Consider the following 13504-nt stretch of genomic DNA (forward strand, 5'->3'; position numbering starts at 1 on the left):
TCAGCCGGTGGGTTCGGGGGTGACGGGCCTGCCGTCGGACATGCGGTTTCCCCGCCACACGTTGCCGGCGCCGCCCGCGTTCCAGGCGGTGACCGGACCGTAGACCCCGCTGCCCTGGTGGTACTGGGTGGAGAAGACGTTGTCCGTGATCTCGATGCCGGTGGCGCCCGGGCCGCCGCCGTAGAGCGCGTACGCTCCCCCGGCCAGCCAGTTGCCCTCGACGATGACGGAGGAGACGGTCCCGGTGTCGGCGAACAGGCCGACGGCGGCGGTGGCTCCCCGGTCCACGGCGACGGAGTTCAGCAAGGTGTTGCGGCGGATGGTCAGCCGGCCCTTGTTGCCGCCTCCGCTGATGACGGCGTCGGTGTGCTGCCATTCGCCGCCCTGGTTGCGGAACGCGACGATGTCGTGGACGTAGTTGTCGTGCAGGTCGCCCTGGCCCATGGACAGGGCGTTGCCGAAGACCGAGACGTCGCACCAGCCGACCTCGATCGAGCTGCCGCCCATGTTGGAGACCGCGTAGTTGACCCCTCCGTTGTCGGGGCCCTTGCCCGGCACCGCGGTGATGGTGGTGTGCAGGACCTTCAGCCCGCTGAAGCCGGGGCGCAGGTTGATCCCCCACCAGTTGGCCGAGGTGATCCGGCTGTCGATGACGGTGACGTCGTTGGCGTAGACGTCGAGGGAACCCCGGATGTCCCAGCCCTTGATGACCGTGCCGTCCTTCTTGACGGACATGTTCCCCGTGTCGTGCGGTTCGAGGGCGATCCTCGGGCCGGTGCTCTTCGCGTCGGGGAATCCGCAGTCGCCTGGCGCGGCGCAGGCCGTCGGGGAGGGGGTGCCCGGGGTGGCCGGGGGTTCGGCGGTGCCCGTACCGGGCGGTGTCGCGGGCGTTGTCGCGGAGGGCGTACCGGGCGGCGTGCCGGAGGGCCCGGCCGACGGGTCGGCCGAGGGGGCGGCCGACGGCGTGGCTTTGTGGTCGCCCACACCGGTCCGGTCGGCCTGGTACAAGGCGAGTACGACGGCCAGCAGCACCGCGGCGAGCGCCCATGCCCCCAGGCGCCTTCGGTCGGGGGTCACGGCTTGCCGCGCAGGAAGCCTCGGCTGGGCAGGACGCAGACGGCGTAGCAGAGGGTGCCGGCGCCTCCGGTGACGGCGAGGGTGAGCACGCCGTCGCCGAGGTACCGCTCCAGGCCGAGTACCACGGCGGTCATCACCGCTCCGCCGAGGAAGGGCCAGGCACAGGCCCGTACGACGGTGCCCAGCCCGATGCCGCCGCGGTGCAGCACGAGGAGGTACACCGGCACCACGACGACCACCGCGACCAGGACGTGGCCCTGGGCCACTCCCACGATCCCGCCGCCCCGGGCGCCTGTGATCAGGGCCGGGATCAGGACGAGGAGCCAGAGCCCCTGGACCGCGATGAGGGAGCGGCGCCGGCCGATGGCCACCAGGCAGTCGTAGGCGAGTTCGCAGCCGATGCGGACCAGGCCGAGTGCCATCAGCCAGGGCAGGGCCCGGGCGGCGGGCAGCCAGCGTTCTCCGTAGACGAGTTCCACGATCGGTCCGGCGAGGGCGGCCAGCAGGACGCAGAGCGGGACGGTTGCCGTGGTGACGACTCCGAGGGCGCGGCCGAATCCGGTGGCGAGCGCCTGCGGTGAGTCGGCCAGCCGGGAGAATCCGGCGAAGGAGACGCGGCGGGCCGCTTCGGAGACGATCCGTACGGGCCAGCCGGAGATGTTGAAGGCGAGCACGTAGAAGCCCAGGGCGAGCGGGTCGAGGGCCGAGCCCACCACCATGGTGTCGACGTTGACCACGCCGAGGGCGAGCATGCTGGCCCCGGCGAGCGGGAGCCCGAACCGGAGCAGGGCCCGGGCCTGTTCCCGGTCCCAGCCGAACCGCAGGGTGCCGGGGGCCGCGAGGCAGCAGCCGATCAGCGCGGCCACGTTGCCGACGACGGCGCCCCAGGCGAAGCTCATCGCGCCCCAGCCCTGGACGGCCAGCAGCAGGGTCACGGCGGTGCTGAGCACGAAGTTGAGCCCGTCGACGGCCATCCGCCGGCCCTGCGCGAACTCGCGGGTGAGGAATCCGGCGGGTACCTGGGACAGACCGTCGAGGACCACGCACAGGCACATCACCCGCAGGACGCCGGAGGCCTCGGGCGAGCCCAGTACGCCGGCGACCGCCGGGGCGGCCGCGAAGAGCACCGCGTACAGCAGGCAGCTGGAGACCGCGCTCAGGGTGAGGACGGTCGGGGCGAAGCGGCGCGGGTCGCCCTCCCAGCGCACGATCGCCAGGGAGACGCCGAGTTCGTTCGCGGAGAGCAGGACGAGCAGGACCGTCTGGGCGATCCCGTACACGCCCCAGGCCTCGGGGCCGAGGAAGAACCGGGCGAGGATGATGCCGGTCACGAAGTTGCCGAGCCGCATCACGATGGTGTTGACCAGGCTCCACTTGGCGGCGGAGCCGACCTTGCGCCCCAGTGACGGCGGCGCCGGGGTGGCCTCGGTGTCCGCCGCGGCGCCGGTCACGGCGATCCTCCCCGGCCCGGACCGGCCGGGTGGGCCACGGTCATGCGCAGGGTGTCCGACGCATCGGCCCCGGCCCCGGCGTCGGCGATGGCGCCGGAGTCCTCGGCGGGTTCGACGGCCTCGCCGGGTGCGGGCCGGTGCTTGCCGGGTTGCTGCGGCCGCCGGCGGGCTTCCACGAAGAAGGTGGCGACCAGGCTGAGCACAAAGCCCAGTACCCCTGCCATGACGAGGTACTGGAGCCTGGCCTTCGTCTGCGCCTCCGGCTTCTGCGGGGGCACGATCGTCGCCATCCGGATCATGGCCTCCGGTGCCACCGACTGCTGGGTCTGGAACTCCAGCAGCCGCTTCTCGGCGTAGGCGGTGAGGATCCCGTCCGACTTCAGGACGGCGGCGGGATCCGTGCCGGTGACGCTCAGCCACATGAAGGGCCCCTGGGCGTTGTCGGCGATCTTCGCCTCGTGTTTTCCGGTGATGCCGAGGGACTTGAGGTCCCGGACGGAGTCGTCGGAGTTGAGGTTGCGGGCCAGGCCGTCGGCCATCCCGGTGAGCGAGGCCTGGGTGCTCAGGAAGGGGTTGCCGTCGAAGGCCACCGTGGCCTTCTCGGAGTTCAGGAGCGTCACCGTGCTCTGTGACCGGTACTCCACCGGAACCAGCAGGTACACGGCGGCGGTGAGCGCCGCCGTGACCGCCAGTCCGGGCAGCAGCACGTACCAGCGCCTGCGCATGACTCGCCAGATCTCGGCGAGATCCATGGTCTTCCCCCTCTTGTGACTACGGTTGCCGCGGAACGAGATCGGTCGGTCTGAGCCGGGTCCGCGCGCTCCCGCCGTCCAGCAGGACCCCGGCGATGCGGTCGCCCGCGCGGCCGTCCCACAGCTCGGGGCAGCGGGGCGCGGGCGGATCGTCGAGCACCCGGTGCGCGGTGGTCACGATGTGCTCGGGATCGGTGCCCGCCAACACGTTGGTGCCCTCCTCGACCGTGATGGGCCGCTCGGTGTTGTCCCGGAGGGTGACGCAGGGCACGCCCAGGGCCGTGGTCTCCTCCTGGATGCCCCCGGAGTCGGTGAGCACCAGGCGGGCGGAGTCCTGGAGGGCGATGAAGTCGAGGTACCCGGCGGCCGGCACCAGCCGGATGCCGTCGGGTACGCCCGCTTCGGCGAGCCGCTCGGCGGCCCGCGGGTGCACCGGCAGCAGCAGCGGACAGCGGCCGGCGATCTCGCCCAGGGCCTTCAGCAGGCCGCGCAGGGCACCGGGGTCGTCCACGTTGGCCGGGCGGTGCAGGGTGACCAGGCCGTACCCGCCCCGGGTCAGCCCGTACCGGTCCAGGACGTCCGACCGCCGGGCCCGGTCCAGGTTGGCGAGGAGGGTGTCGATCATGACGTTGCCGACGACGTGGATCTGGTCCTCCCGGTAGCCCTCCGCCCGCAGGTTCGCGGCCGCGTCGGGCGAGGGGGCCAGCAGGTAGTCGCTGACGCGGTCGGTGGCGACCCGGTTGACCTCCTCCGGCATGCCCCAGTCACGGCTGCGCAGTCCGGCTTCCACGTGGGCCAGCAGCGGGCCGGCCTTCGCGGTCACCAGGGCGCAGGCGAGCGTGGAGTTGATGTCGCCGACCACGACCACCGCGTCCGGGGCCACCTCGTCGAGCAGCGGCTCGAAGGCCGTCATCACCCGGCCGGTCTGCTGGGCGTGGCTTCCGGAGCCGGCGCCCAGGTACCGGTCGGGGGCGCGGATGCCGAGATCGCGGAAGAACACCTCGTTCATGGACTCGTCGTAGTGCTGGCCGGTGTGGACGAGGACCACCTCGGCGCCGCGGCGCTCCAGTGCGTCCATCACCGGTTTGATCTTCATGTAGTTGGGGCGTGCTCCGGCGACACAGATGATCCGGGCGGTGTCTCCCATGCTCAGAGCACCTCCACCGTCGGTCCGGACAGCCGGTTGCGGCAGTCGAGGACGAAGGAGGCGTGCTCGGTGACCAGTGCGTAGTCGAAGGAGTCGTGGTCGGTGAGCAGGACGACCACGTCGGCGGCGGCCAGTTCCTTGCGGGTGGGCTCGACCCGGACAAGGCGGGCGTCGACCTTGATGTGCTCGACCACGTGGGGATCGGCCGCGCGCACCTTGGCCCCCATGTCGAGGAGCAGTTGCGAGACGCGCACCGCGGGCGACTCCCGCGCGTCGCCGGTGTTCTTCTTGTAGGCGAGCCCGAGCAGCAGGACCCGGGAGCCGTTGACCGAGCGGCGCTTGGAGTTGAGCGCGTCGATGACCCGGCGGGTCACGTACTCGGGCATGTGGCTGTTGATGTCGTTGGCGAGCTCGACGAAGCGGAAGCTCTGGCCGAGTTCGCGCTGCACCCGCCAGGACAGGTACGAGGGGTCGATCGGCAGGCAGTGGCCGCCGACCCCCGGGCCGGGTGTGAACTTCATGAAGCCGAAGGGCTTGCTGGACGCGGCTTCGATGGACTGCCACACGTCGATGTCGAGGTGGCGGGCGAACATCGCTATCTCGTTGACCAGCGCGATGTTCACGTGCCGGAAGGTGTTCTCCAGCAGCTTGGCCAGCTCGGCCTCCTTGGGCGAGCTCACCGGCACCGTGGTGTCGACGAGGTCCCCGTAGAAGGACTCGACGGCCTTCAGCGAGCGGGCGTCGACGCCGGAGACGACCTTGGGCGTCTGCTGGAAGCCCCAGACGGCGTTCCCGGGGTCGATGCGCTCCGGGCTGTAGCCGAGGTGGAAGTCGGCTCCGGCGGTGAGCCCCGAGCCGTCCTCCAGGATCGGCGCGAAGAGTTCCTCGGTGGTGCCCGGGTAGGTGGTGGACTCCAGCACCACGGTCGCGCCGGGGCGCAGGTAGCGGGCCAGCGTGTGGGCCGACTCCTCGATGTAGCGGAGGTCGGGGGCACCATCGTGTAACGGGGTGGGGACGGTGACGACGGCCACGTCGAAGCCGCCACAGTCCCGGGCCAGTTCGGTGGGCCGGTAGGTGCCGAGCTCCAGCGCCCGGCTCAGCCGTTCGGAGCTGACGTCCTCCACGTACGACTCTCCGGCGGCGAGGCTCTTGACCCGCCGCGTGTCCACGTCGTAGCCGACCACCTGGTGCCCGACCTCGGCGGCCCGGATGGCCAGTGGCAGTCCGACGTATCCCTGTCCCACGACGACGACGCGCATCAGTGACTCCTGTTCGCGGAACCGGCAGACGGCGTGCGGCGGATGAGCTCGCGGACCGTCATGAGGAGGAAGGCGGTGTTGGTGGTGAGGTAGCGCTTGCCGAGGCGGCGCGGCTCCTGGAGGGTGCGGTAGAACCATTCGAGTCCCATCCGCTGCCAGACCACCGGTGCCCGTCTGGTGATGCCGGCGAGGATGTCGAAGGAGCCGCCGACGCCGTGCACCACGTGGGCGCCGGTGCGGTCGCCGTAACCGGCGGTGAAGATCTCCTTCTTGGGCGAGGTCATGCCGAGGAACAGGAGCTGGGCGCGGCTGTCCGCGATGGCGCCGGCGACCGACTCCTGCTCGGAGTCCGCGAAGTAGCCGTTGCGGCTGCCGGCCACCCGCAGCTTCGGGAACCGTTCGGAGATCTGCCGGAGCATCATCTCCAGGACCTCCTGCCGGGCGCCGAGCAGGTAGACGGAGATGTCCGCAGCCTCGGCCGTGGCGAGCAGGCGCATGAACAGGTCGATTCCCGCGACCCGTTCCGGCAGCCGGACGCCCAGGACGCGCCCGGCCCAGACCACGGCCTGGCCGTCGGCCAGGACCAGGTCGCAGCCGGCGACCGCCTCGGCGAGGCGGGGGTCGCGCCGCATGTTGACCAGCTTGGCCGCGTTGACCATGCCGATCTCGATCCGCTCGCCGCGGCGTACCGCGTCGAGGCAGCGCTGGACGGTCTCGTCCATGGTCAGGGCGTCGAGCGTGACCCCGAAGAGGGACTGTCTCTGGGTCATCTCTGGGGCCCCCCGAGCCAGGCGAACAGCATCCAGCCGAACTCGTACGGGCGGCACTCGCGGTCCACCGCGACGGGGCGGAAGAGCCGGTCGAGCGGTGCGAGCCGCGCGTGCGGGGCCACCCGGGTGGTGAGTCCGCGGGCGGCGCGGACGGCCTTCCTGGGGTCACCGCGGTAGACCTTGCGCCAGGTGACACCGAGTTCCTCGCGGATCATCGGCTCCCGCGGGGTGCCGGCGGGTCCGGCGAGTTCGGGCACCTCGGTCATCCAGCGCAGCCCGCGGCGGATCTCCTTGCCGAAGTCGGTGCCGCCCGCGTCGGCCAGGTCGAACAGGGCGGTCGGGGCCATCGCGTGCTGGTGGACGCTGTAGACGGGGTAGCCCTCGACGACGGTGCCGTGCCGGGCGTCGTAGTGCCACCACCACTGTCCGCCGTCCCCTTGCAGGGCGCAGATACGGGCGGCGCAGGCGTCGGCGGCCGCGAGTGCCTGCGGGTCGTCGCCGCTCGCGTGGAGCCTGGCCAGTGCCTGGAGCGGGTAGGTCTGGTCGGCGAAGCAGGCCACGTGGGACCGGATTCCGGGCACCAGGCCCGGTCCGGTGGCGTGTGGGAAGAGCGGGCTGTCGGCGGACTTCGCGGCCAGCAGCCGGTCGCGGGCGGCCGCAAGGGGGTCTTCCACGTCCGCCGTGCCGCGTGCGGCGGTGAGGGCGGAGAGCACCCAGGCCGCCTCGACGGTGTACTGCGGCTTCCCGGGCACATCCAGCGCGGCCACCCGGTCGAGGGCGTCGGCCAGCTTGGGGTGGCCGGTTTCGGCGGCGGCCCAGGCGATGAGCGCCGCGTCGCCGAGGTTCGTCACCGAGGGCAGCCGTTCCACCAGCAGTCCGGCGAACTCCTCGGCGGTGCGCCCGCCGAACAGGACGCGCTGCCGGTCCTCGGGCAGGAACCGGGCCCCGAGTGCGGTGATGGCCGCGTACCGGGTGCTGGTCCCGCGCTGCTCGAGGCCGCGGGCGCCGTCGGGTGAGGCCTTGCCCACCCGGGTGAACACGAACGTCTCGGCGCCCGGCAGGTACATCCCGGGCAGCCCCGCCTCGGCCAGCGCGAGCAGCCGTTCGGCGAGGGCGTGCAGCGGCACGTCCTCGCGGGCCAGTGCTCCTAATCGTGTGATGGTCATCGGGTCCCCACCCCGACTCCCCGGGTGCTGCGCGCACCCCGTATGTCCGAGCTGTACGGCTCCAACACACCTACCCCCTCTGATCACTCCTCGGACGGACCTGGCGGTCGTCACTCCGCGGAGGGGGATTGCGCGTGACGGCGCCCGCGCCGACGGCACCCTTGCGCCGATGGCACGAGCCGTCCGACGGACGCCGACTGGACCCCCCAGCGATGCCTCGGACCGGAGCACGCGCGTGCGACGGCAGCGTTCGCGGGCGCGGTGAAGCCGCGCCGCGCGGCTCTGCCCGCGGTGCCCTCGTCGTGTACAACCCCCCACTGATACAGGCCTGTTGCCTGCTCAGATCCCTTGTGCAGGGACACGGTATGCCCACGGATGTTCGTTGATTGTGGTTTTGAGGAAATGCCGTTGCGCTAAATTGCCGACATTCCGTCAGGTGCGCTCGATGAGCGTGCCGTCCTTCTCCTCGTGCAGCGCGCCGGTGTCCGGGCATTCCCATACGCCCGGCTCGTCCTCGCGCTCCACGAGGCGGACCCCCGCCCGGCCCACCCAGCCGATCCGCCGGGCCGGCACCCCCGCCACGAGCGCGAAGTCCGGTACGTCCCGGGACACCACGGCCCCGGCCGCGACCAGCGCCCAGCGCCCGACACGCACCCCGGCCACGCACACCGAGTGGGCGCCCAGCGAGGCCCCCTCGCCCACCACGACCCCGGCGGCCTCCCAGTCCCCGCCCCGCTTCTGCCGGCCGTCGGGGTCGACCGCGCGCGGGTAGAAGTCATTGGTGAGTACGGCCGCGGGGCCGATGAACACCCCGTCGCCGAGCACGGCGGGCTCGTACACCAGCGCGTAGTTCTGGAGCTTGACGTGGTCCCCGATCCGCACGCCCGGCCCGACGTACGCCCCGCGGCCCACGATGCACCCGCGGCCGAGCCGGGCCTCCTCCCGTATCTGTGCCAGATCCCAGACGGTGGTCCCCTCACCGAGCTCGGCCGTCTCGTCGACCTGGGAGGAGGGTTGAATGCGGACACTCACGGAGCGGTCCCCTTACGGTTCGCGAGGTGTTCGGACGCACGCGCGTACGAACGCAGAGCATATGCGGCGGGGCACACTCGCCGTGGGGATCAACCGACTGTTCACGAAACGGACTTGGCGGTCACTCGTAGCGGTGGAGGAGGGACTCGCGCTCGCTCTGCAGGATCTGCTCGATGGTCAGGCCCGGCAGGTTCAGGTGGGAGAGGGTGACCTCGGCGGAACTCGGGACGGCGTCCTCGGCGAGCCACTCCCCGGGCTTCCAGGCGCTGCTGCGCAGGAACGCCTTCGGGCAGTGCTGGTAGAGCTCCTCCACCTCCACCACGATCGCGCTGCGCGGCGGCTTGCCGACGGCGGTCAGCTGCTCCAGCAGGCGCGGGTCGGCGGAGACGCAGGCCCTGCCGTTCACGCGCAGGGTGGTCGCCCGGCCGGGGATGACGAAGATCAGGCCGGCCCGCCCCGTCTCCACGATGTTGTGGCTGCTGTCGAGCCGCTTGTTGCCGGTGGCATCGGGAATGGCGAGGGTGAACTCGTCCAGGACGGACACGAATCCGGCCGGTCCGCCCCGGGGGGTCACGTCACAGTGGCCGCCGGCGCCCGCGCTGGCGATGAACACGAGCGACGATCTGCCGATCACGGCGCGTGCGACGTCGTGGATCCGGTCCACCGCCTTGCGGCGGACCAGTTCGCTGGGTTCCTCGTAGAGCTCGCGCAGCTGGGCCGTGGTCTGGACGGCGCTGGCGTTCAGGGCATCGAATATGCGGCCGTTCGGCGGCGTGGTGGTTGTCACGTCCACGCAATCTATCCGACCCCCGGAGCCTCCCGCCGGGGGCGCGGCCGTGTCTCTAGCCGGGCACTTCGGGGGCCACCGCTTCGGCGAAGTCGGCGGCGATGTCGCACACGTTCCGGTCCGGGCTCCCGGTGCCCTGCTGGGCCATGACGAGCGCCTTCCCGAACGACGTGGGCCACAGGATCACGCAGCCCTTGGCGTTCCCGCTGACCATCGCGGACCGTACCCCGGGCACGGACGTGGGGGTCGGCTTCGGTTCCAGGGGGATGTCCCTGGAGTACATGACCAGCAGCCGCACGGACTCCCGGTCCGAGGTCCAGCTGCACGCCCGCATCGGGATCTCATCCCTCCGGTCGGGGTCGGGCGAGTCCAGCTTCCACTCGCCCGTCACGTCGCTGTCGACCGCGTCGCACGGGTCGGCCAGGACGCCGGTCGCGGCCGGCGGCGCGGGATCCGGCGCATCGCCGCCGCCACCGCCGTCGTGTACCAGCGCCCAGATCCCGGCCCCGGCCGCCGCGGCGAGCAGGGCCGCGGTGATCACCACGATCGACATGCGCCGGGTCCGCTCCCCCGGTGGCGGTCCGTCCGGGCCGGCCGGGCCGCCCGCCTCCACCCAGGCCTGACTGTCCTCGTCCCATGAGGTCACGCCGACCACCCCTACCCGGTCAGAAGTTGTGTGATCTGCTCCACGAGGGCCCCGGCCGAGGCGAGCCCGGCCGCGGCCGTCGCACCGACGTCGAGGCGCTCGCGCAGCCACTGCAGACGCTCGCGCCGCACCTGCCCCGTGGCGCCGATCTCCTCCTCGGCCCCGGCGAGCCCCGCGTCGACCTCGGAGGTCTCGTCGCTGGGGCTGAGCAGGCGCAGTTGCTCGCGCAGGGTGCCGAGGGCCGTCCGGAACTCGGCGGAGACGCCGATCAGTTCCTCGGAGGCGTCGAGGGCTCTGGCGCCGGAACCGGTGGCTGCGGCGCCTCCGGTCATGACCCCGATGCCGATGCCGCCGGGGGCGGCCCGGGGCGTCGCGGACGGGGCGGGCGGTGGCTCCGGCCGGCCCGCGCGCCGTGAGCGGTCCTCGGCGGTGGCGCCCTCCCCGGCCGCCACCGCGCCGCCGGTCAGCACGCCGATGCTGATGCCCCCCTGCGCCGGGGCGACGGCGGGCTCTTCCTCCTGCTGTTCCCCGTGCCCCGCCGTCACGACGATCCGCCCTTCTTCTTCGTCATCGTGTCCGTGTGCTTCGCCGAGGCCCGCTCGCCCGTGGCCACGGCCCCGCCGCTCATCGCCCCGATGAACACCCCGCCGCCGCTGACGCTGACGACGTACTGCTCAAAGTCGCCCGTCTCGTAGCCCTTCGTGCGCAGCGCGTCCTGCACCCCGCTCGCGATGCGGTCCTGCAGCGTCCTCACGTACCGGCTGATGTCCATCTCCTGGAACAGGGAGATGTCCTTCACGCTGCCCAGTTCCCGCACCGAGGTGACCGGTCCGTCCGGGAGCGCGTGCTGCGGGAGGGTCAGCCAGGTGCGGAAGACGGAGAGGGCCGTGTGGATCAGCGAGAGCCCCGCGGCGATTCCCGCCGCCGGACTGGTGGCCAGGGCGACGAGGGCGTCCCGCAGCCCCCTGCCCTCGCCGCGCGCGGCGATCACGTCCACCGATTTGAACTCCGGCCGCACCGGGTTGAGTACGTGCGGTACGACCTCCAGCACCAGCATTCCGCCCTGGGTGTGCACGCGGACCAGGAGGGAGATCCCGACCTGTTCGTCCCACGCGCCGACCCGGACGCGCAGGAAGTGGCGGCGTCCTTCGCCGCCCTCGCCGACCGCGTCGTCGATGTGCTCCTGGATGCGGGCGGGCTCGTACCCGACTCGGCCCCGCGCCACCCCGACCGGCAGATAGACCACTTCGTCGATCTCGAGGAAGCGCAGCCGGTCGCGGCTGGTCTCCGCGGCCGCCGCGCGCAGGGCCTCCAGGCGCGGCTTGATGAGGTCGACGACCTCGCGTCCCGTGAGCAGGGAGGCCGCCGAGGCGGCGGACGACGAGGCGGGATCCGGCGGCTTGCTCAGGCCTCCCGGGGTCTTCCCCTTCAGCTCCGCGACGACCGACCACGGCTGGTACGGCTCGCCCGCGCCGACGAACGGCCGGAAGGGGTCGTAGATCGTCAGGTTCGCGTGCTGTTCGCGGTCGATGGCCGCGCCGATGCGCCGGTACTGAGGGGTGTCCGGAAGCATCTCGCGCGGCGTTCGGGCGTAGGCGCCGCGGCTCAGCTTGGTGCGCATGACCTGGACGACGTGCGTCCGGTGCGCCCACACGGGCAGCACCATCAGGGCCGGGAACACCACCGCGGTCCAGACATCGGCGCCGTTGAACAGGGCGAAGACCACGGCCACCCAGTAGGCGAGGGTCACCGCGAACGGCACGACCGGCAGCACCGCCTTCAGCCGGCCCCGGGTGGCCTCCTTGAGCACCCCGCGGCCGAGGCCGAAGACGGCGCCCCTGCTCCCGCGCAGGGACCAGCACACGAAGCAGACCAGCCCGTAGGCCAGGAACCAGGGTGCGGGCAGCACCGATTGGGCGCCGACCCCGGCCAGCCCGAGACCGATGAAGACCGCCCAGAGGGCCAGCAGCCCGGCCGCGGTCTCCACCTCCAGGCGGCGTGCCCGCAGGGCGTGCGCGAGGACCGGCAGGGCGTCGATGCCGAGCGAGGGGGCGATCGGCCGCTCCTCGTGCTCGACCAGCTGCTCGATGACGCGGCGGCGGAATTCGCTGTCGAACCAGACGCCCGCGCACAGCAGCCGGGTGGCTTCACTGCGGATGTGCCGCGGTTCGGCGGCGTCCTCTGCTGCGGGTAAGCCGGAAGTCCGTCCAGGTGTGGACATGCATCCCCCGATGCTCGAACTCCCTCTCGGTAAGGAGTGTCCGAGGGAGTCACGGATGAGCAGTATGGCGGCTGGTGCCCGTGATCGGAAGGGTGTCCGTGGCAACCGTTCCGGTGCGCGGCCCGGTCACAGGAGGCGTTCGGGGACCGAACCGGAAGGGACGGTACGGGTGTGGAGGCGGCCGTCCGGGGTGAGGAACTCGACGTCACCCTGGGCCTCGGGCGTGACCTCGCCGACGACGGCCGCGTGGCGGCCGTAGGGGTGGGCGCGCAGTGCGGTCAGGGCGGGGGCGGTGTGCTCGGGCGGGACGAACAGGCACAGGCAGCCGGCGCAGGCCGCGTCCAGGGGGGCGAGGCCGCGGGCGGCGAGGGCCGGCCGCGCCTCGTACCGTACGGGCAGGGCGGCCTCCTCGATGCGCAGGGTCAGGCCACGGGCGGCGGCGCACCGGCGCAGGACCTCCGCGAGGCCGCCCGCGGCCACCGTCCGGGCGTGGCGGACGTGCGGGCGCACCGTGCGCAGCAGGTCTCCCAGGGGGGCGCAGTCGCTGGGCACGTGGTGCTCGTACCCGAGGCCGTCGCGCAGGGAGACCAGGTGGGCGGCGTGGCTGCCCAGCGGCCCGGTCACCACGATGCGGTCGCCGGGCCGGACCGAGCCGAGCTCCATGGGCGGTCCGCTCGGCACGCCGAACGCGGTCGCGGTGACGAAGACCCGGTCGGCCTCGCCCGCGCGGACGACCTGGGTGTCGACGGCGGCGATGGTAACCCCGGCCTCGGCGGCCGCGCCGCGTACGGAGGCGGTCAGCCTGCGCACCAGGTCCAGGGGGAGCCCGGCCTCCAGCACGATGCCGAGGGCGAGGTGGCGGGCTTCGGCGCCGGTGGCGGCCAGTTCGTTGACGGCCCCGCAGACGGCGACCCGGCCGATGTCCCCGTTGCCGAAGAAGGGCGGGTCGACGACATAGGTGCCGGACCGGACGACGAAGGCCTCGGCGGCGCCGGGGCCGCCGCCCGCGCCGGGTGAGGTGCCGGGTGAGCCGCCGGGTGACGTGCCGGGCTCCGGGACGAGGGCCTCCTCGATCAGGGCCCGGACCTCCGGTCCGAACCCGACCTGTGCCGTGTCCCACTCCTGTGTGTACGTCACGAGTGCCTCCCCCGAAGCCCGCGAGTCATGATCGTCCCATCATCCTGCGCGGACGGTCC

At 72.5% G+C, this 13504-nt stretch carries 13 protein-coding genes; all 13 read right to left on the minus strand.

The window, feature by feature from the left end:
• Nucleotides 1-1077, minus strand: a complete 1077-nt coding sequence (locus JIW86_RS10910; protein WP_257553574.1) for a hypothetical protein — start codon at nt 1075-1077, stop codon at nt 1-3.
• A complete protein-coding gene (locus JIW86_RS10915; RefSeq protein ID WP_257553575.1) occupies nt 1074-2528 on the minus strand; it encodes an oligosaccharide flippase family protein in 1455 nt (484 codons plus the stop codon). The genes JIW86_RS10910 and JIW86_RS10915 overlap by 4 nt, the downstream gene beginning before the upstream one ends.
• The gene (locus JIW86_RS10920; RefSeq protein ID WP_257553576.1) at nt 2525-3280 is read right to left on the minus strand and encodes a chain length determinant protein; all 756 of its coding nucleotides are present in this window, start codon (nt 3278-3280) and stop codon (nt 2525-2527) included. The genes JIW86_RS10915 and JIW86_RS10920 overlap by 4 nt, the downstream gene beginning before the upstream one ends.
• A gap of 19 nt (nt 3281-3299) precedes the next feature.
• Nucleotides 3300-4427 carry a non-hydrolyzing UDP-N-acetylglucosamine 2-epimerase gene (wecB, locus tag JIW86_RS10925; RefSeq protein ID WP_257553577.1) on the minus strand — a complete coding sequence of 376 codons (1128 nt, stop codon included), beginning with the start codon at nt 4425-4427 and terminating at the stop codon, nt 3300-3302.
• 2 nt (nt 4428-4429) lie between these two features.
• Complete coding sequence (locus JIW86_RS10930) at nt 4430-5686, minus strand: nucleotide sugar dehydrogenase (RefSeq protein ID WP_257553578.1); 1257 nt, start codon at nt 5684-5686, stop codon at nt 4430-4432.
• Nucleotides 5686-6456 carry a WecB/TagA/CpsF family glycosyltransferase gene (locus JIW86_RS10935; RefSeq protein WP_257553579.1) on the minus strand — a complete coding sequence of 257 codons (771 nt, stop codon included), beginning with the start codon at nt 6454-6456 and terminating at the stop codon, nt 5686-5688. The genes JIW86_RS10930 and JIW86_RS10935 overlap by 1 nt, the downstream gene beginning before the upstream one ends.
• Entirely contained in the window at nt 6453-7622 is a 1170-nt protein-coding gene (locus JIW86_RS10940) for a hypothetical protein (RefSeq protein WP_257553580.1), read from the minus strand. Before JIW86_RS10940 ends, JIW86_RS10935 begins: the two co-directional genes overlap by 4 nt.
• A 432-nt stretch (nt 7623-8054) precedes the next feature.
• The gene (locus JIW86_RS10945) at nt 8055-8654 is read right to left on the minus strand and encodes an acyltransferase (RefSeq protein WP_215145821.1); all 600 of its coding nucleotides are present in this window, start codon (nt 8652-8654) and stop codon (nt 8055-8057) included.
• A 121-nt stretch (nt 8655-8775) separates the two neighbouring features.
• Nucleotides 8776-9441: an MSMEG_1061 family FMN-dependent PPOX-type flavoprotein gene (locus JIW86_RS10950; RefSeq protein ID WP_257553581.1), complete on the minus strand. Its 666-nt coding sequence runs from the start codon at nt 9439-9441 to the stop codon at nt 8776-8778.
• A 55-nt stretch (nt 9442-9496) separates the two neighbouring features.
• Nucleotides 9497-10087, minus strand: a complete 591-nt coding sequence (locus JIW86_RS10955; RefSeq protein WP_257553582.1) for a DUF3558 domain-containing protein — start codon at nt 10085-10087, stop codon at nt 9497-9499.
• Nucleotides 10088-10098: 11 nt separating this feature from the next.
• Nucleotides 10099-10632 (minus strand): hypothetical protein, encoded by a 534-nt coding sequence (locus tag JIW86_RS10960; RefSeq protein WP_257553583.1) that lies wholly within the window; start codon nt 10630-10632, stop codon nt 10099-10101.
• The gene (locus JIW86_RS10965; protein ID WP_257553584.1) at nt 10629-12308 is read right to left on the minus strand and encodes a hypothetical protein; all 1680 of its coding nucleotides are present in this window, start codon (nt 12306-12308) and stop codon (nt 10629-10631) included. Before JIW86_RS10965 ends, JIW86_RS10960 begins: the two co-directional genes overlap by 4 nt.
• A 126-nt stretch (nt 12309-12434) precedes the next feature.
• The gene (locus JIW86_RS10970) at nt 12435-13445 is read right to left on the minus strand and encodes an AIR synthase-related protein (protein WP_257553585.1); all 1011 of its coding nucleotides are present in this window, start codon (nt 13443-13445) and stop codon (nt 12435-12437) included.
• Nucleotides 13446-13504 lie beyond the last annotated feature (59 nt).

The sequence above is a fragment of the Streptomyces sp. NBC_00162 genome (genome assembly GCF_024611995.1).
GTDB lineage: Bacteria > Actinomycetota > Actinomycetes > Streptomycetales > Streptomycetaceae > Streptomyces.